Annotated in this window: 17 protein-coding genes; 8 read left to right on the top strand and 9 right to left on the bottom strand. The window is 71.1% G+C overall.

The window, feature by feature from the left end:
- The first annotated feature begins 44 nt into the window (after positions 1-44).
- Positions 45-1,601, top strand: a complete 1,557-nt coding sequence (locus tag H295_RS0112310) for an ABC transporter substrate-binding protein (RefSeq protein ID WP_020135666.1) — start codon at positions 45-47, stop codon at positions 1,599-1,601.
- A gap of 134 nt (positions 1,602-1,735) precedes the next feature.
- Positions 1,736-2,134: an ATP-binding protein gene (locus tag H295_RS0112305; protein ID WP_020135665.1), complete on the top strand. Its 399-nt coding sequence runs from the start codon at positions 1,736-1,738 to the stop codon at positions 2,132-2,134.
- An 86-nt stretch (positions 2,135-2,220) separates the two neighbouring features.
- On the opposite strand, the gene H295_RS0112300 is transcribed toward H295_RS0112305, so the two are convergent.
- Together H295_RS0112300 and H295_RS0112295 are read right to left on the bottom strand one after the other, a co-directional pair.
- Positions 2,221-3,678 carry a sensor histidine kinase gene (locus H295_RS0112300; protein ID WP_020135664.1) on the bottom strand — a complete coding sequence of 486 codons (1,458 nt, stop codon included), beginning with the start codon at positions 3,676-3,678 and terminating at the stop codon, positions 2,221-2,223.
- Complete coding sequence (locus tag H295_RS0112295) at positions 3,675-4,376, bottom strand: response regulator transcription factor (RefSeq protein ID WP_043217430.1); 702 nt, start codon at positions 4,374-4,376, stop codon at positions 3,675-3,677. The genes H295_RS0112300 and H295_RS0112295 overlap by 4 nt, the downstream gene beginning before the upstream one ends.
- Before the next feature lie 163 nt (positions 4,377-4,539).
- On the opposite strand from H295_RS0112295, the gene H295_RS0112290 reads away from it, so the two are divergent.
- A complete protein-coding gene (locus H295_RS0112290; protein ID WP_020135662.1) occupies positions 4,540-6,987 on the top strand; it encodes an MMPL family transporter in 2,448 nt (815 codons plus the stop codon).
- A gap of 5 nt (positions 6,988-6,992) precedes the next feature.
- Here the strand turns inward: H295_RS0112290 and H295_RS43165 are convergent, their stop codons facing one another.
- The 4 genes from H295_RS43165 to H295_RS0112270 form a co-directional block, all read right to left on the bottom strand.
- Positions 6,993-7,781, bottom strand: a complete 789-nt coding sequence (locus H295_RS43165; RefSeq protein WP_051135542.1) for a TetR family transcriptional regulator — start codon at positions 7,779-7,781, stop codon at positions 6,993-6,995.
- Positions 7,782-7,792: 11 nt separating this feature from the next.
- Positions 7,793-8,287, bottom strand: a complete 495-nt coding sequence (locus tag H295_RS0112280) for a thiol-disulfide oxidoreductase DCC family protein (protein WP_020135660.1) — start codon at positions 8,285-8,287, stop codon at positions 7,793-7,795.
- A complete protein-coding gene (locus H295_RS0112275; RefSeq protein ID WP_020135659.1) occupies positions 8,284-8,679 on the bottom strand; it encodes a hypothetical protein in 396 nt (131 codons plus the stop codon). Before H295_RS0112275 ends, H295_RS0112280 begins: the two co-directional genes overlap by 4 nt.
- 106 nt (positions 8,680-8,785) lie before the next feature.
- Positions 8,786-9,196 (bottom strand): VOC family protein, encoded by a 411-nt coding sequence (locus H295_RS0112270; RefSeq protein ID WP_020135658.1) that lies wholly within the window; start codon positions 9,194-9,196, stop codon positions 8,786-8,788.
- A 126-nt stretch (positions 9,197-9,322) separates the two neighbouring features.
- On the opposite strand from H295_RS0112270, the gene H295_RS0112265 reads away from it, so the two are divergent.
- Together H295_RS0112265 and H295_RS0112260 are read left to right on the top strand one after the other, a co-directional pair.
- Positions 9,323-9,811 (top strand): TM2 domain-containing protein, encoded by a 489-nt coding sequence (locus H295_RS0112265; RefSeq protein WP_020135657.1) that lies wholly within the window; start codon positions 9,323-9,325, stop codon positions 9,809-9,811.
- A 43-nt stretch (positions 9,812-9,854) separates the two neighbouring features.
- A complete protein-coding gene (locus H295_RS0112260) occupies positions 9,855-10,244 on the top strand; it encodes a DUF2752 domain-containing protein (RefSeq protein ID WP_020135656.1) in 390 nt (129 codons plus the stop codon).
- On the opposite strand, the gene H295_RS0112255 is transcribed toward H295_RS0112260, so the two are convergent.
- On the bottom strand, positions 10,241-10,642 hold the full coding sequence (locus H295_RS0112255) for a hypothetical protein (RefSeq protein WP_028809286.1): 402 nt from the start codon (positions 10,640-10,642) through the stop codon (positions 10,241-10,243). The two genes, H295_RS0112260 and H295_RS0112255, sit on opposite strands and share 4 nt — an antisense overlap.
- A 53-nt stretch (positions 10,643-10,695) precedes the next feature.
- Here H295_RS0112255 and H295_RS0112250 point away from each other — a divergent pair, with 53 nt between their 5' ends.
- Together H295_RS0112250 and H295_RS0112245 are read left to right on the top strand one after the other, a co-directional pair.
- On the top strand, positions 10,696-11,088 hold the full coding sequence (locus H295_RS0112250) for a hypothetical protein (protein WP_028809285.1): 393 nt from the start codon (positions 10,696-10,698) through the stop codon (positions 11,086-11,088).
- A 2-nt stretch (positions 11,089-11,090) separates the two neighbouring features.
- On the top strand, positions 11,091-13,571 hold the full coding sequence (locus H295_RS0112245; RefSeq protein ID WP_020135653.1) for a DUF4132 domain-containing protein: 2,481 nt from the start codon (positions 11,091-11,093) through the stop codon (positions 13,569-13,571).
- Between the two features lie 74 nt (positions 13,572-13,645).
- On the opposite strand, the gene H295_RS0112240 is transcribed toward H295_RS0112245, so the two are convergent.
- Both H295_RS0112240 and H295_RS0112235 read right to left on the bottom strand, forming a co-directional pair.
- Positions 13,646-14,929: a M48 family metallopeptidase gene (locus H295_RS0112240; RefSeq protein WP_028809284.1), complete on the bottom strand. Its 1,284-nt coding sequence runs from the start codon at positions 14,927-14,929 to the stop codon at positions 13,646-13,648.
- A gap of 92 nt (positions 14,930-15,021) precedes the next feature.
- Complete coding sequence (locus H295_RS0112235) at positions 15,022-15,804, bottom strand: hypothetical protein (RefSeq protein WP_028809283.1); 783 nt, start codon at positions 15,802-15,804, stop codon at positions 15,022-15,024.
- A 200-nt stretch (positions 15,805-16,004) separates the two neighbouring features.
- On the opposite strand from H295_RS0112235, the gene H295_RS0112230 reads away from it, so the two are divergent.
- The gene (locus H295_RS0112230) at positions 16,005-16,646 is read left to right on the top strand and encodes a Uma2 family endonuclease (protein ID WP_051135541.1); all 642 of its coding nucleotides are present in this window, start codon (positions 16,005-16,007) and stop codon (positions 16,644-16,646) included.
- Positions 16,647-16,672 lie beyond the last annotated feature (26 nt).

The following is a 16,672-nucleotide window of genomic DNA, read 5'->3' as shown; positions in this document are numbered from 1 at the left end:
GCGTGTGCACTGGGATCCGCAGGGGTCCGGGGAGGGCAAAACCGATGCGGTCGGTTCGCGTGCGGATTCTCGCGACGCTGCTTGTTCTGGGGGCCGTGGGAGTAGGCGGCTGGCAGCTGCTCCCGTCCGACGGGAGCACGGGCAGGACGATCAAGGTGGGGACGACCGACGAGGTCACCTCGCTCGATCCGGCCGGGGCCTACGACGCCGGTTCCTGGGCGCTGTTCAACAACGTCTTCCAGTCGCTGCTGGCCTTCGAGCCGGGCAGCGCCGCACCCGTGCCGGACGCCGCCCAGAGCTGCGGCTTCCAGGGCAGCGGCCTGCGCACCTACCGCTGTGTGCTGCGTGAGGGCCTGAAGTTCCCGAGCGGCCGCGAGATGACCGCCGAGGACGTCAAGTACTCCTTCGACCGGGTCAAGAAGATCAACTCGGACGTCGGTCCCGCCGCCCTCCTGGACACCCTCAAGTCGGTCCAGGCCAGTGGGCGCACGGTCACCTTCCAGCTGTCCTCGCCCGACGCCACCTTCCCGTTCAAGGTCGCCACGGGCGCCGGTGCCATCGTCGACAGCCACAAGTACCCCGCCGACTCGCTGCGCAAGGACAACGAGGTCGACGGCACCGGACCGTACGAGCTGACGTCGTACACGAAGGGCAAGAAGGCGGTCCTCGCACCCAACGGGAACTACCAGGGCGAGATCAAGAAGACCGGACGCCCGGTCGAACTCGACTACTACGGCGACTCGGCCAAGCTCAACAGCGCCTGGAAGGCCAGGCAGATCGACGTCGCCTACCGCCAGCTGCCGCCGAACGTGCTCGCCGGCCTCAATCCGAGCGACCCCGGCCAGCGCGTCTCGGAGGCCGACAGCTCCGAGATCCGCAACCTCTACCTCAACACCCGCGCGGGCAGGCCGCTGCACGAGACCAAGGTGCGCCAGGCGCTGGCCTGGCTGATCAACCGCGAGCAGCTGGCGGCCTCGGTGTACGAGGGGACCGTCGACCCGCTCTACTCGCTGATCCCGACCGGCATCACGGGCCACACCACGTCGTTCTTCGACGCCTACCCGCAGCCGGACATCAAGAAGGCCCGCGCGCTGCTCGCCCAGGCCGGTGTGTCCACCCCGGTCAGCTTCACCTACGGCTACGGGCTGAACAGCGGCTCCGCCGCCGCCGAGGCCAAGGAGCTCAAGCGGCAGCTGGAGGCGGGCGGCCTGTTCAAGGTGACGCTCAAGGGCTACGAGTGGACCGACTTCCAGAAGCGCTGGGCGAGCGGGAAGCTGGACGCCTACGCGGTCGGCTGGGTGGCCGACTACCCGGACCCGGACACCTACGGCTCCCCGCTCGTCGGCAGCGACGGCACCATGAACACCGGCTACAGCAGCAACGAGGTCGACCACCTCATTCAGGACAGCCAACGCTACGCCGACCGCAACGAGGCCGAACAGGACTTCCGCGACCTCCAGGCGGACATCGCCAAGGACGTCCCGGTCATCCCGCTCTGGCAAGCCAAGGACTATGTCGTCACCAGCGAGGACGTCGGCGGCGGCCAGTACCTCTCGGACGGCACCGGGGTCTTCCGCCTGTGGAGCCTGAACTGGATCTGAACCCGACGCGATCGCGCCATGTCCGGTGTGGCGGCTGACGCATTTCCACGGAACCGGCATTCGCCCGAGCGACGCCGGGCAGCCACTCGACGAAGCACCATGTGGCGGAGGTGTGCGTGGGGTGAGGAGCAGACGTGCTGAGACGCAACTCCTTCCGACTGCCCCGGCATCCGGCTTCCGTCGGTCTCGCCCGGCGCCGGGTCCGTGACCACCTGACCGACTGGGGGCACGGGCCGGACGATCCGGCGCTGGCCGACGCCGTCCTGCTGGTCTCGGAGCTGGCCACCAACGTGGTACGCCACGGGCCGCTCCTCGAGCGCGAGTTCGAGGTCGCGGTGACCGCCCTCGCCGACGGCTCCTGCCTCATAGAGGTCTCCGACGAGGGCCGTCTCGAACCCCGCCTGCGGGTCGTCGGCGAGTCCGAGGAGACCGGCCGCGGCCTGCACCTCGTCGAGAACATCGCCGCGGCCTGGGGCATCTGGACCCGCGGCAGACACGGCAAGACCGTCTGGGCCCTGGTCCTCGCCCACTGACTTCAGCGATACGGCCGTACACCCCCGCCCCTTCCCCCACCCACCCGGCCCCCGCCCCCGGCACCCCCACCAGCCGGAGCCCGGCGTCAGGCGTCGGACACCGGCCTCCCTTCCCGCAGCGTGACCGTCACCGCCAGCCCCTCGCCCGGGGCCGTACGGACCGCCACCTCGCCGCCGTGGGCCCGCACCACCCCCTGCACGATCGCCAGCCCGAGACCGCTGCCCGCGCCGCCGCCGGCCCGGAAGAACCGGTCGAAGACGCGCGCCGCGTCCTCCTCGCCCAGCCCCGGCCCCTGGTCCGCGACACACAGCCGTACGACCCCGTCCGCGCGCTCCACGCACAGCCGCACCGGCACCTCGGCGGGCGTGTGGGTGCGGACGTTGCCCACGAGGTTGCCCAGCACCTGTCTGAGCCCGGACTCGTCGGCCCGCACCAGCAGCGCGCCCTCGGCGGCGACCTCCACGGGCCGGTCGGGCTGCTGCACCCGCAGGTCCTCGGCCGCCTCCCGCACCAGCCGGCTCAGGTCGACGTTCCTGAAGCGCAGTTCGGGCTGCTGGTCGAGACGGGCGAGGGTGAGCAGCTCGTCCACCAGCCGCCCCATCCGGTCGGTCTCCGCGAGGACCCTGGTCCAGGCCCGCTTCCGCTCGTCCGGGTCGGAGAGCATGCCCTTGTCGTACAGCTGGAGGTAGCCGCGTATCGCGGACAGCGGGGTGCGCAGCTCGTGCGAGGCGTCGGCGACGAAGCTGCGCAACTGGGCCGCGCTGCGCTCGCGCGTGCGGTACGCCGACTCGACCTGGTGGAGCATGGAGTTGAGGGCGACCCGCAGCTGCTCGACCTCCAGGGTGGCCTCGCAGCTGGAGGGGATGCGCCGGGTCAGGTCGCCCTCGGCGATCGCCGACGAGGTCTCCACCATGTCCTCCAGCGGCCGCATCCGGCGCCGGACGCTGAACATCGTCAGACAGGCCAGCAGCGCGAGCAGCAGGCTGCCGATCGCGAGGTCGAGGCGGACGGCCTTGGCGACGCCCTGGTGCAGGACATCGGTGGGTGCGGCGAGCAGCGCGTACGTGCCGTCGCCGAGCCGGGCTGCCGTCGCGCGGTAGGTGGAGCCGTCGAGCGTGACGTCGTGCGGCCGGGAGGCGGCGGCGAGCGCGCTCGGGTCGCCCACCGCCTTCGCCAGGTCCCGCTGGGACTCGCTCGGATCGAAGCCGAGGATCCCGACCGGCTGACCCTTGCTGTCGACGGCCGCGAAGACGGTGCCCGTCGAACGGTCCTTGCCGTCCTGTGCGGGGATGAGCCGGTCGCGGACGAAGCTCAGCATGCTCAGCGAGTCGATCTCCCGGAGCGTGAGCTCCGAACCGCCCAGGGAGTCCCGGGTCTTGATGAGCTGGCTGTCGATCTGGTCTAGCAGGTAGTACCGCATGCCCATCACGCTCACGGCGGTCGCCGCGACGATGCCGATCGCGAGCAGTGCCACATTGGCCAGCGTCAGCTTGCCGCGCAGGGAGTGGATGCCGTGCCGGCGACGGGACAGGCGCAACGTCATGCGAGCCCGTATCCGACACCCCGCCGGGTGGTGATCACCGGCGGGCCCAGGACGTCCAGCTTGCGCCGCAGATAGCTGATGTAGGTCTCCACGACGGTCGACTCGGGCGGGGTGTGCTCGTACTGCCAGACATGGCGCAGGAGTTGCTCCTTGGGCACGATCCGGCCGCCGTTGCGCACCAGGAAGCGCAGCAGCGCGTACTCGGTGGGGGTCAGCTCGACCGTGCGGCCCTCGCGGTGCACCGAGTACGTCGTCTCGTCCAGCTCCAGGTCGCCGTAGCGCAGGGGCGGGCGCTGCGGCAGGACGTCGGCCGGGCGGGTGCGGCGCAGCACGGCGGTGATCCTGGCGATCACCTCGTCGATGTTGAACGGCTTGGTGATGTAGTCGTCGCCGAAGCCGAGCGCGCCGACGATCTCGGTGGGGGAGTCCCGCGCGGTGAGGAAGACCAGCGCCAGGCCGGGCGTGCGGGCGCGCAGTTCACGGCCGAGGGCGCGGCCGTCGCCGTCGGGCAGCATGACGTCGAGCAGGGCCACGTCCGGGCAGGTGCGGTCGGCGAGCGCGAGCGCCTCGCGGACGGAGCCCGCGACCATCACCTCGAACCGGTGGTAGCGCAGGGCGATGGCGAGGACGTCGGCGATGCTCTCCTCGTCCTCCACCACCAGCACGGTCCCCGGACTCTTCGTCTCTCCCCCAGTCATGCCCCCAGTATCGGCCGGGCCACTGACAGTCGGGCCGGTTCGCCCTTTGGAGTTCCTTGAGAGTCATGGGTGTCTCATGTCCACGCGCGTGTGCCGCCGCCGATCCTGTACCGCAGGACCTGGGGGACCGACCGACTACTGAGGAGAGTTGAGCGTGGCGGCATTGGCACGCTGGTGCTATCGGCACCGGCTGGTGGTCCTGTTGCTGTGGCTGGGGGCGCTGTTCGGGCTGGGCTTCTCGGCCTCGACGGCGGGCACGAACTACGCGAACGTGTTCTCCCTGCCCGACACGGACTCCAAGAGCGCGTACGACCTGATGGAGAAGGCCTTCCCGAACACCTCCGGCGACACCGACACGGTGGTCTGGAAGGTCGACGAGGGCTCCGTGCGGGACCAGGCGGTGCGGGACCGGATACGGCCCGTCCTGGACGACATCGCGAAGATGCCGGGCGTCGGGGCCGTGGCCAGTCCCTACGACGCTCGGGGGGCCGGGCAGGTCAGCAAGGACGGCACCATCGCGTACGCCCAGGTCACCTTCGTCAAGCGGGCCAACGAGGTGCCCAAGGAACTCGTCCAGGACGTCCTCGACACCGCGCAGGGGGCCGACCGGGCCGGTCTCCAGGTGGAACTGGGCGGCCAGGCGATCCAGCGGGTGCAGGAGCCGCCGCAGGGGCTGTCGGAGGGCGTCGGCATCGTCGCGGCCGCCGTCGTGCTGTTCCTGGCCTTCGGTTCGTTCTTCGCCATGACGCTGCCGATCGCGATCGCCGTTTTCGGCGTGGGCACGGGTCTGTTCGCCACCCAGCTGCTCAGCCACACCACCGACGTCCCCGACATCGCCCCGCTGCTGGCCTCCCTGATCGGCCTCGGCGTCGGCATCGACTACGCCCTGTTCATCGTCACCCGGCACCGCAAGGGCATCCAGCGGGGCCTGGACCCCGAGGAGGCGGCGGTCACCGCCCTCAACACCTCGGGCCGGGCGGTGCTGTTCGCGGGCGGCACGGTCTGCATCGCGCTGGCCGGCATGCTGGTGACGCGCCTGCGCTTCCTGGACGGCGTGGTGATCGGCACCTCGCTGACCGTGGTGCTGAGCGTCCTGGCCGCCACGACCCTGCTGCCGGCCCTGCTCGGCTTCCTCGGCCCGCGCGTGCTCAGCCGCCGCCAGCGGCGCAGGCTGGCCGCCCAGGGGCCGGAGTCCGAGGGTGCCTCGGGTCTCGCGGCCCGCTGGTCGACGGCCGTCGAGAAGCGCCCCCGCAGGATCGCCGCGCTCGCCCTGGTCTTCATGGCCGTGCTGGCCGTTCCCGTGCTATCGCTCCGCCTCGGCGCCACCGACCAGGGCAACGACGACGCCTCGACGACGACCAGGAAGGCCTACGACCTGCTCGCCGAGGGCTTCGGACCGGGCTTCAACGGACCGCTCCAGGTGGTCACCGAGGGCGGCGAGACGAGCGCCCTGGTCAAGGGCCTTGAGGACACGCCCGGCGTCGCACAGGTGGCCGCGTTGCCGCCCGCGCGGGGTGTGACGGTCATCCAGGTCGTGCCCACGACCTCACCCCAGTCCGTGGAGACGGACCGGCTGATCGACCGGCTGCGGGACGACGTCATCCCGGCCGCGGGCGTGGAGGCCCACGTGGGCGGGGTGACGGCCGTGTCCAAGGACTTCTCCACCGTCACGGGCGACCGTCTGCCGCTGTTCATCGCGACGATCATCGGCCTCGGCTTCCTGCTCCTGCTGGTCGCCTTCCGCTCGCTGGTGGTGCCGCTGACGGCCGCCCTGATGAACCTGATCGCCGCCGCGTCCTCCTTCGGCGTCCTGGTCGCGATCTTCCAGTGGGGCTGGGGCCTGGAACTGCTCGGCCTCGGCAAGGAGGGGCCCATCAACGCCTTCCTGCCGGTCATCATGCTGTCCCTGCTCTTCGGCCTCTCGATGGACTACCAGGTCTTCCTGGTGAGCCGTATGCACGAGGAGTGGGTGCACACCCGCGACAACGCGCGCGCGGTACGCGTCGGCCTCGCGGAGACCAGCCGGGTCATCAACTCCGCCGCCCTGATCATGGTCTGCGTGTTCATGGCGTTCGTCCTCAGCGGCGACTCGGGCGCCGCAGTGGCGGGTGTGGGCCTCGCCGCCGCCGTCGCCCTGGACGCGTTCATCCTGCGCACCGCCCTGGTACCGGCCGCGATGCATCTGCTCGGCAACGCCAACTGGTGGCTGCCCGGGTGGCTGGAGAAGCGGCTGCCGCACCTCGCGGTGGAACCGAAGGAGGAGGCGGTGCCCACCACGGCGACCGCTGCCGCCGACACCCGCGCCGGGGCCGGTGCGGACGGCGGCCCCGCCTCGGCCGTCCACGGCTACGTCCGTACGACGGAGGGGGACCCGGTGGAGGGCGCGTCCGTGACCCTGCTGTCGGCCGGGGGCCGTCAACTGGACCGCGTGGTAGCGCTGGCCGACGGTTCCTACATCGTCTCGGTCCCGGCACCGGGGACGTACCTGCTGGCGGCCACGGCCCCGTCGTACGGATCGCGCGCGCGGCAGGTCGTCGTGGGGGAGGGACCGCTGGTGTACGACGTCGAACTGGCCGAGGTCTCCGAGGACGAGGTCGACGCCGTCAACTGACGTGACTAGGACTTCCCGCCGGGGCTCGGCATCACCTTCGTCATCCCCGGCAGGAAGTCCGTGAACAGCTCGTGCACCTCCCGCACGAGCGGCCGCAGCACCCGGAAGCGGGCCAGCGACACGCCCCGTGCGGTGAGCCGGGCACCGCGCTCGGCGAGCCGGTAGCTGCGCTCGCGGCCCTCGGTGCGGTCGAAGATCCAGTACAGGACGAGACCCATCTGGGAGAGCCACAGCAACTCGGGCAGCACGTCCCGGAGTTCCTCGGGCACCTTGGTCCTCGTCGCGCCCCGCAGCACCTCCCGGTGCACCGAGATGGCCTCCACGCGCGCGTGCTCGGACTCCGGGGAGAAGGGGCTGAGCGGGCTGTCGGGATCGGCGGCGTTCTTGAAGAACTGCACCGCGAACTCGTGGTAGGGCTGCGCGATGTCCAGCCAGACCTTCAGCACCCCCGCGAGCCGCGCCTCCAGGTCGGTCTCCCGGGCCAGCACCTCCCGGACCGCCACCTGGTGCTCGGCGGCGATCCGGTCGTAGAAGCCCTGGATCAGGTGCTCCTTGCCCGCGAAGTAGTAGTACGCGTTGCCCACGGAGACCCCGGCCTCCTGGGCGATGGCCCGCATGGTCGTCTTGTCGTACCCCCGTTCCTGGAACAGCCGCATGGCCGTCTCCAGGATCAGCGCGCGAGTCTGCTCGGACTTGCTCGAAGCGCTCGGGGGAGCGCCCTCTTGGGGGCCGTGGTTGTTCTCTGGGTCGTTGTTCGCGGGGTTGTTGCTGGCGGGGTCGTTGTTCGCAGGCACGACAAGAGAGCCTAGCCAGTGGCACAGCCGTCGCCGGCACAGCCCGGCGGGGTGTGGAACCAGCCCCGGTGGGGGTCGTACGCCCAGCCGTCCGAGCGGCGGTACACCGTGCCGCCCCACTGGCCCTTCTGCCACTGCGCGCCCCGCCACTTGGCGGCGGCGAGCACCGCGCCCCTCGCGAGCCGCGCCCCGGACGGGGTGCTGAGCCGGTGGGCGAGCGGCCGGTGCTCGCGCAGCGCCCACAGGGTCACGATCCAGGCGGCCGTGTCGCGGTAGACCTGCCCCGCGTCACCGACGACGGTGATCTCCTGCAGGGTGCCGCCGTGGTCGAGCCCCGGGAACCGCCGCCGGGCCTCCTCCGACCCCGCCGGGACCAGCTCCAGCGGCACCAGCTGCGGCTGTCGTACGAGCCAGCCGCGCAGGAAGGCGCACAGTGAGCACTGGGCGTCGTACAGGACGGTGAGCCGGCGGACCGGGGTGCGGTCCGCCGTGGTGCCGCCGTTCACGCCTGGACCCAGTCCTGGGGCGCGACCGGCGGCACCTGCTCCCGCTCCAGGGCACCCCGCCTGCGGATCCGGTTGAGGACGTACACGTTGGCCAGGTGCATCACGCCGAGCACCAGCAGCACCACGCCCAGCTTGGTCGACAGGGCCTCGAAGACGCCTCGGGTGTCCTCGATCGTCCCGTCGCCACTGAGGTACAGCGCGACGAACCCGAGGTTCACGAGGTAGAAGCCGACCACCAGGAGGTGGTTGACGGCGTCGGCGAGCTTCTCGTTGCCGCGCAGCACGTCGGCGAGGAAGACCCGTCCGTTGCGGCTGAGCGTGCGGGCCACCCAGACGGTCAGGGCGATGCTGACGACGAGGTAGATGACGTAGGCGACGACCGTGCGGTCCATGCGCCTCCCCCTTCTTGAACATGTTCAAAAAGCTGACAGGGGAGACTCTAGACCTGCTTTTGAACATGTTCAACTCATGGGGGGAGGGTGAAGCCCGGACAGGGCCTCAGGCTCGTCGGGCGAGCTCCGGGCGCTTGGTGTAGTCGGTGAACCCGAGGACGTTCCCCCAGGGGTCGGCGATCTCGGCCGTCCAGCCGGTGGCCACGGAGAAGACCTCGTCGAGCAGTTCGATGCCCGCCGTGCGCAGTTCCCGGGCGGCGGCCCGTGCGTCCGGAACCTCCAGCCACACGCGCGTGGCGGGCCACGGGGGCGGCCGGTGCCCGAGCGCCTCCTCCTGGCGGAGCAGGATCCCGGGCGTCTCGCCGCCGACCTTGAGCAGCGCGATCCCGGCCTCGTCGAGCCGGAAACCGACCGTGAAGCCCGCGCGCTCGTAGAAGGAGACGGCCTGGCCGAGGTTCCCGACGGGCAGCAGCACGTTGTCGAAACCGAGCAGTTCGTACGACTCATCATCTGACATGTCGTCAGATTAAGCCGGGAGTCATCGAACGGGCTTCTGCGACGCGGTGTCCGTCGGGCATGATGACCGGGCGCATTGTCGTCTTTTCGCGGGTCCTCCCGCTTAGGTCCCCAGGAGCAGTCCCCCTTGAGCGAGCAGCAGGGTCACGAGCAGCAGGATCCCCAGCAGGGGCCGCGGAAGGAGTCCCCGCAGGGCTTCCAGCAGCAGGCCTACCCGCAGCAAGGCCCCCCGCAGGGCCCGCCGCCCGGCCCTCAGCCGGGATACCCGCAGGGCCACCAGGAGCAGGGATACCCGCCCCCCGGCTACGCGCCTCCCGGGTTCCCGCCGCCGGGCTACTACCCGCCCCCGGGCACCTACACGGGAGATCCCAACGCCCCCTACGGCTACGACCCGTACGGGCGCCCGTACTCCGACAAGTCGAAGGTCATCGCGGGCATCCTCCAGCTCACCCTCGGCGGCTTCGGCGTCGGCCGCTTCTACCTCGGCAACGTCGGCATGGGGCTCGCACAGCTCTTCACCTGCGGCGGGCTCGGCGTCTGGTCGCTGATCGACGGCATCCTCCTGCTCACCGGGAACGACCACACCGATGAACACGGCCGGATCCTCCGCAGCTAGGACGGAGGGCGCCGGGACGGGGTCGTCGGCGCCCCGTTCACCCGTGCGGCGCTCCCCGCTCCGCCACCCCGCCGCGGCACCCTCGGCGGTGCTCGCCGCGGGAGCCGCCGGCGCGGCCTACCTCTACCGCACCGACCCGCACGAGCCGGGCCACCTCCTGCCGCAGTGCCCGTTCCGCATGCTCACCGGCCTGCTCTGCCCGGCCTGCGGCGGCACCCGCATGGTGTACGACCTGATGCACGGCCACTTCACCGAGGCCTGGCTGGACAACCGCGCCCTGCTGCTGGCCTCCCCGTACGCCCTGTACCTGCTGGCCCGTTGGTCATGGGAGGGCCTGCACGGCCGCCACTGGCGCCCCACACTGAGCCCTCGGGCCCAACTGATCGTCCTCGCGGTGGCGGTGGCGTGGACGGTGGCCCGCAACGTCGTCTAGCCCCGGACTTCACCGCTCGCCGCCGCCTCGCGGAAGAGAGCCAGCAGGGCGGCCGCCTCCGGGGCGCCCGCGTCGAAGAACTGCGTGGCCAGGGCGGGTGGTACGGCGGTTCCGTGCATGCGGACTTCATGGCAGCTGAAGCAGAACGCCGCCTCGAACAGCGCCAGGTCGAGAGTGTCGGCGTACGCCCGGACGCTCCAGCCCGGTGAGAATCCGCAGCGGTGCTGCTCGCTGCCGGGCAGGCTTTCGATCAGGGCCAGGACGTCGGCCGACTCGCTTCCGACCCAGTGGGCGACCACTCTGCCGGGATAGGGGGCTCCTCGCATCGTCGGGAGTTCGGAGATCCTCACGACCTCCAGCAACACAGCAGTGGCTACGGCTTCGGCGGGGAGCTGCATGTGCGTAGTCTGCCCACGGGCCCGTTGTCAGTGGTGGCTCGTACTGTCTCGGCATGGGAATCGTGATGTTCGTCGACGAGACGACAAGCGGGAGCCGCAGTGACGGCTGGGGGCTGGAGATCGCCGAGGAGCGGCTCACCGTGCGGGAGTTGATCCGGCGTCGGGTGTTCCAGGAGGTCGCCGAGTACAACGCGCGTACGCCCGCGGTCTTCCAGGGCCTGGTCCAGCCCGAGGACACCGAACGCGTGCTGAACGGCTACGCGCTGCGCACGCCCCGCCGCATAGACCCCGAGACCCAGACCGAGCTCGCCCTCAAGGCCTTCGCCGGCAACGGATTCCTGGTGCTGGTCGGCGACCGCCAGGTCACCGAGCCCGACGAGGAGATCGACCTGGTGCTCGGCACCGAGGTCACCTTCCTCAAGCTCGTCCCGCTGGTGGGTGGCTGACCATGGGCGAGATCCAGAGGTACAAGGAGCTGTTCGGCCGCCGGGTCGCCGAGGACGACCTGGAGGGGCTGGCCGTCGACCTGCTCAAGGCCACGCTCGCCAACAACGGCCACTGGACCGGCTTGTGGGACGGCGTAATGGACCGCGTGCGCCGGCTGCCCCCGGAGGGACGGTCACGGGTCGCCGACGGCCTCGTGACGCAGTACCACTCGGATGAGGCTGGCCCCAACGCCCGCGAGAACGCCCTGATCCTGCTCGGCATCGTCTCCCGCGACCTGCCGGCCCACGACCGCCTGGCCGCGGAGCGCCTGGCCCTGCTCGACCGGATCTCCCGCCAGCACTCCTTCTGGTACAGCGCCCACTACGAGAACCTCGTCGAGGCCGAGCTCGCCGCGGGCCGAACCATCCCTCCGGCGGTCGTCGCCACCGTGCGCCGCTCGGTCACCCACGCCTACCTGAACGAGGACCTGGTCCGGACGGCCAAGAAGCTGACCGAACCACCCGTCAACGTCGGTGAGGCCTGGGCCGACCAGGCCCTGCGGGACGCGTCCGACGACCCCGACTGGCGGGCCCTGCTGGCCCATGCCGCCACGGCGACCGCCGCCAAGCCCAACGCCAAGTGGGACCAGCGGGCCACCGCCCTGACCACCGCCCTGACCAGCTCCCTTGGCCCCGACCGCGTCCGCGGGACCGTGCTCACCTGGCTCGCCCTCGTCGGCCGCCCCCGCACCCTCGAACTGGAACGCGGCACCTACGAACCGGACGTCAACAGCGCCTACGACCCCTACAACGCCAACGCCCTCCGGGGCCTGGCCTGGCTGCTCTCCCTCCTCCCGCCCCACCCCGACACCGCCCGCGCCCTCGGCGCCCTGGTCGAGACCTCCCTCAAGAAGGTCGCCGGCCTGGGCCCCCGCAACCCGAAGGTCGCCAACGCCGGTGTCAACGCGCTGGCCCGCATCGACAGCGAGGCCGCTCTCGCCGAACTCGCCCGCCTGGCCACCCGGGTGACGTACAAGAACACCCTGAAGCTGCTCGACGCGGCCCTGGAGACCCGCGCCACGGCTCTCGGCCTCAGCCGCGAGGAGATCGAGGAACTCGCCGTACCCGCCTACGGCCTGACCGAGGTGGGACGCGCCGAGCACCGGCTCGGGGAGCTCACGGCCGTCCTCGAAGTCCAGGGCTCCAAGGCCGTGTTGAGCTGGCGCAACGCGAGCGGCAAGCCTGTGAAGAGTGTCCCCGCGGCCGTCCGCCGCGACCACTCCGAGGAGCTGAAGGAACTCAAGGCTGCCGCCAAGGACATCGACAAGATGCTCTCGGCCCAGAGCGAGCGCCTGGACCGCCAGTTCCTCGCGGACCGGACCTGGTCCTATGCCACCTGGCGCGAGCGCTACCTCGACCACCCCCTGGTCGGCACCCTCGCCCGGCGCCTCCTGTGGACGGTCGACGGCACCACGGTCGGCCACGCCGACGGCGCCCTGCGCACCCTCGCGGACACCCCGGTCACCGAGGGCGCCGAAGTACGCCTCTGGCACCCGGTGGACCACACGCCCGCCGAGATCGTCGCCTGGCGCGACTGGCTGGAGCGGCACGGCATCACGCAGCCCTTCAAGCAGGCCCACCGCGAGGTCTACCTGCTGACGGACGCCGAGCGCGCCACGGGCACCTACTCGAACCGTTTCGCGGCCCACGTCCTGCGCCAGCACCAGTTCCACTCCCTGGCGGCGGCGCGGGGCTGGCGCAACAAACTCCGGCTGGCCGTCGACGACGAGGCGCCACCGCCCTCCCGCAACCTCCCCCGGTGGGGCCTGCGGGCCGAGTACTGGATCGAGGGCGACGGCGGCGCGGACTACTCGGACATCACCGACTCCGGCAGCTACCTGCGCCTGCGCACCGACCAGGTCCGCTTCTACCCGATCGACGCCCCGGAGAACTCGGCGCACTGCGCGGGCGGCGAGTACCGCATGTGGCTGCGCGACGGCGCCGAACCGGTGGACCCCCTGCCCCTGACCGACATCCCGCCCCTGGTCCTGTCCGAGGTCCTGCGCGACGTCGACCTGTTCGTCGGCGTGGCCAGCGTCGGCAACGACCCCACCTGGCAGGACGGCGGCCCCGGCGGCCGCTTCCAGGAGTACTGGACGTCGTACGGCTTCGGAGAGCTCAACCAGAGCGCCGAGACCCGTCGGCTGCTCCTGGACCGCCTGATCCCGAGGCTCGCGATAGCCGACCGCTGCACCCTGGAGGGCCGCTTCCTCCACGTCAAGGGCGACCGCCACACCTACAAGATCCACCTGGGCTCGGGCAACATCCTGCGCACCCCGAACGACCAGTACCTCTGCATCGTCCCGAAGTCCGCCCCGGCCTCCCCGCAGACCGGCTATCTGCCCTACGAGGGCGACCGCATGCTGGCGGTCATCCTCAGCAAGGCGATGATGCTGGCGGCCGACACCAAGATCACCGACCCGACGATCCTGAGCCAGCTGTGACCGCCGTACGCGACGGCGGGGCGGGAAGCGCGAAGGGGGCCGCCGTCACGGGCTGAAGCGGGAGGGGGCCGCCGTCACAGGTTTCCGTAACCGTCCCTGACGACTTCGCGGGCCAGCGTGCCGCGGACCTCCGCCAGTTCCCCGGCGATCCGCTCCGTCCGGGAGCCGCCCGCGGTCACCGCGGCGGGTGCCGGCGCGCCGCTCAGCAGGAGCCGGCGGCGCAGGTGGGTCGGCGGGTGGGTGGCGTCGACGCTGTGCCCGCGGAGCGCCCCGACCCGCCGCTGCCGTTCGAACTCGGCCTCCGGCACGGAGTCCAGATGGGCGGCGAGCGCCTCCCACAGGCCGTCGCCGTCGTGCCGTCCGCCGCGGCCCGAACCGCGCATCCGGCGGCTGTTGGTCTCGCGGTGCAGGGTGGTGACGATCGAGTCGGTGACCATGAGACGGTCCATCAGGCCGACCGCGCCCTCGGTGGACCCGGCGCGGGCCGCCGCCGCGTCGGCCAGGTACTCACCGCGCTGGGAGGCCCGTGCGGTCAGCAGCTCGAGCAGTGCCAGGACGCCGGTGATGAGCAGACGCAGCGGGACACAGGCCAGGTTGGTGATGGCCTGGATCACGTTCGGGTTGGGCATCGGGCGTACGTAGTAGAGCCAGGTGCCCAGCGATCTGCACGCGGTGCCCACCACCATGCCGTGCCGGGTGTCGCCCTGGGTGAAGTGACCGAGCTCGTGCCCGAGGAGTGCGATCCGCTGCTGCGGGCTCAGCACCTCCCACAGCGGCAGCCCCAGGGTCAGGAGCCGCCGCCGCAGCCCGAGTTGGGTCACGCTCGCGTTGGCGTCGACGTCGACCACGACGGCGTCCACGCTCCGGGTGCCCAGGGCGGCGGCCACCTCGTCGACCAGTGCGTACAGCTCGGGCGCGTCCGCGCGCAGCAGGACGCGGTCGTCGTCGGACAGTCGGTTCAGCCTCGGCCGCAGCGACCAGGCCAGCGCCAGCAGGAACAGCCCGAACGCCATACCGAGCCCGCCCCAGCCACGGATCACGCCCAGCAGCCCGATCGCGGCGAGGACGAGGGTCAGGCCGTGCACGGCGAGCGCGAGCGCGACGGCGAGCAGACCGGGCACCGTACGCCCGCCCGACCCGCCCCTGCCCTCGCCGCTCAACTCGTCGAACAGGCGCACGCCGTACCGCTGGGCGATCCGGCGACGCACACCGTCCAGCCCGCGCTTGCGCCCGTCGGGCCCCTGCGGATCCACGTTCCAGTCACAGGCCGCGCACCACGTGGTGAACCGTCTGTCCGAACGGATCTCCACCCCGCACTGCGGGCACGACGACACGATCTCTTCTCCAGCGGTACGCACCGCTGCCTCCCCCGAACCCCTGGCCCCTCCCCAGGGGCCCCATCATGACCGCCGCAGTGGATCACGTCCGGCGCAGGTGCACAATCCCGTTTTCAGTCTCCTTTTCCGCAACCCCCCACGCGCCGGGTGCTGAGGGCGATGTCGTCCATGCGGATGTCGTACGACGAGGGGGTCGGGTCGGCCTGATAGAGCTGCCAGCCCAGCTTCAGCTTGTCGAAGGCCGGGAAGACGAAGTCGTCCGCGGTGCCCCCGTGCACCTTGGTGGAGACGGTCAGGTCGGACCGCTGCACGCCGTCGGAGTACACGGTGACGCGGTTGTCGCGGGCGTTCAGATGGAACTCGACGCACTGCCATGTCCCGGCGACCGCGGGTGAGGAGGTCTTCCAGGAGGTCCAGTCCCCGGTCGGCCCGAGATCCGACCCGACTCCCCAGAAGTTGCCGCCGTCGGTCGGCGCGTACTGGCCCCCGAGGGGCCGCACCAGCGTCGGCGAGTCCGCCCCCGACGCCTCGGCGACGGTCCAGTGGGCCCAGTCCGGCGCGGTGGGAAACCCCCCGACCCGCAGCCGCACCCGCCCCCAGAGACTGTTCCCGGGAGGCGAGAGCTTGTCGAACACGAGAAAGGCCCGACCGTTCCCCTCCGTACGAATCCGGAGCTCCCGCCCATGCCCCGTCCCACTCGGAACGACGGCCAACGTCCCACCGGCCGTATCCCCGACCCAGTCCCGCCCCTGCCCGACAGCCCCGAGCGGAAGCCGGTCGAAGTTCTCCCGGGCCAGCGTCACGTGCGTGCCGGGGGTGGCGGAGGCAGTGGGGGGTATCGCGAGGAGTACCGCGGCGACGCACAGCGCGGCGGCGGATTTTCTCTTGAGTGCCATGCCGCCAGCCTGAACCTCAGGCACCACAAGTCACAGTGCTCCCACCACAGTTGGCCAGATGGCGGCACCCACCGTGTCCTGATCATGCTCTTCGGGGGTGGCCGGATCTCCGTAAGTGATCACTCGTTGAGGTGAGGCGGCGGACGTTCCCGCTGGATACGCTGAAGCGACTCGCGAGACTCCGTCCCATGGGAGCAGTGATGAGCGCCGCATCCGACGACGGCATGGACGACGAGACGGCATACCGATGGCCGATCCCCCCTGCCGAAGGTTGGACCGCGGACGACCTAGACCGGATTCCGGGCCTCCCCCCGCACACGGAGTTGCTCGACGGGAGTCTCGTCTTCATGAGTCCGCAGACCCGATTCCACAGTCGGACGATGCGTCTGCTGGACAACGCGCTGCTGCACCAAGCGCCCGCTCACCTGGATGTGGACCGTGAGATGACGGTCAGGCTGGACGCGAAGAACCGCCCCGAGCCGGACATCGTGGTCTTCCCCGTGGACGCGGTCACCGGCCCGAACCAGACCTGGTACGAGCCCGAGCACGTACTCCTCGCTGTCGAGGTCGTGTCCGCGGACTCGCGCGAGCGGGACCGGGAGGTCAAGCCCCGAAAGTACGCGGCGGCCGGAGTCCCGCACTTCTGGCGGGTGGAGCAGGACGACAACAAAGGTCTCCCGGTCGTCTACGTCTACGAACTCGACCCGGCCACCAGGTCCTATGGCCTCACCGGCATCTTCCACGAGCGCCTCAAGGTCTCCGTCCCCTTCCCCGTCGACATCGACCTGACCACGGTGGACCAGCGACCGGGGCGGACGCCGGAGTCGACGAACGGGACGTGATCCTGGCCCGCCCCGGCTTCTCCCCT

Source organism: Streptomyces sp. 351MFTsu5.1, from assembly GCF_000383655.1.
GTDB classification, from domain to species: Bacteria; Actinomycetota; Actinomycetes; order Streptomycetales; family Streptomycetaceae; genus Streptomyces; species Streptomyces griseorubiginosus.
This window is presented reverse-complemented; position numbering and strand designations above follow the sequence as displayed.

Bases quoted from the DNA above. Each gene is read 5' to 3' on its own strand.
- H295_RS0112310 (WP_020135666.1), top strand. From the start codon at position 45: ATGCGGTCGGTTCGCGTGCGGATTCTCGCGACGCTGCTTGTTCTGGGG.
- H295_RS0112300 (WP_020135664.1), bottom strand. From the start codon at position 3,678: ATGACGTTGCGCCTGTCCCGTCGCCGGCACGGCATCCACTCCCTGCGC.
- H295_RS0112295 (WP_043217430.1), bottom strand. From the start codon at position 4,376: ATGACTGGGGGAGAGACGAAGAGTCCGGGGACCGTGCTGGTGGTGGAG.
- H295_RS0112275 (WP_020135659.1), bottom strand. From the start codon at position 8,679: ATGGACCGCACGGTCGTCGCCTACGTCATCTACCTCGTCGTCAGCATC.
- H295_RS0112270 (WP_020135658.1), bottom strand. From the start codon at position 9,196: ATGTCAGATGATGAGTCGTACGAACTGCTCGGTTTCGACAACGTGCTG.
- H295_RS0112255 (WP_028809286.1), bottom strand. From the start codon at position 10,642: ATGCAGCTCCCCGCCGAAGCCGTAGCCACTGCTGTGTTGCTGGAGGTC.
- H295_RS0112250 (WP_028809285.1), top strand. From the start codon at position 10,696: ATGGGAATCGTGATGTTCGTCGACGAGACGACAAGCGGGAGCCGCAGT.
- H295_RS0112245 (WP_020135653.1), top strand. From the start codon at position 11,091: ATGGGCGAGATCCAGAGGTACAAGGAGCTGTTCGGCCGCCGGGTCGCC.
- H295_RS0112235 (WP_028809283.1), bottom strand. From the start codon at position 15,804: ATGGCACTCAAGAGAAAATCCGCCGCCGCGCTGTGCGTCGCCGCGGTA.
- H295_RS0112230 (WP_051135541.1), top strand. From the start codon at position 16,005: ATGAGCGCCGCATCCGACGACGGCATGGACGACGAGACGGCATACCGA.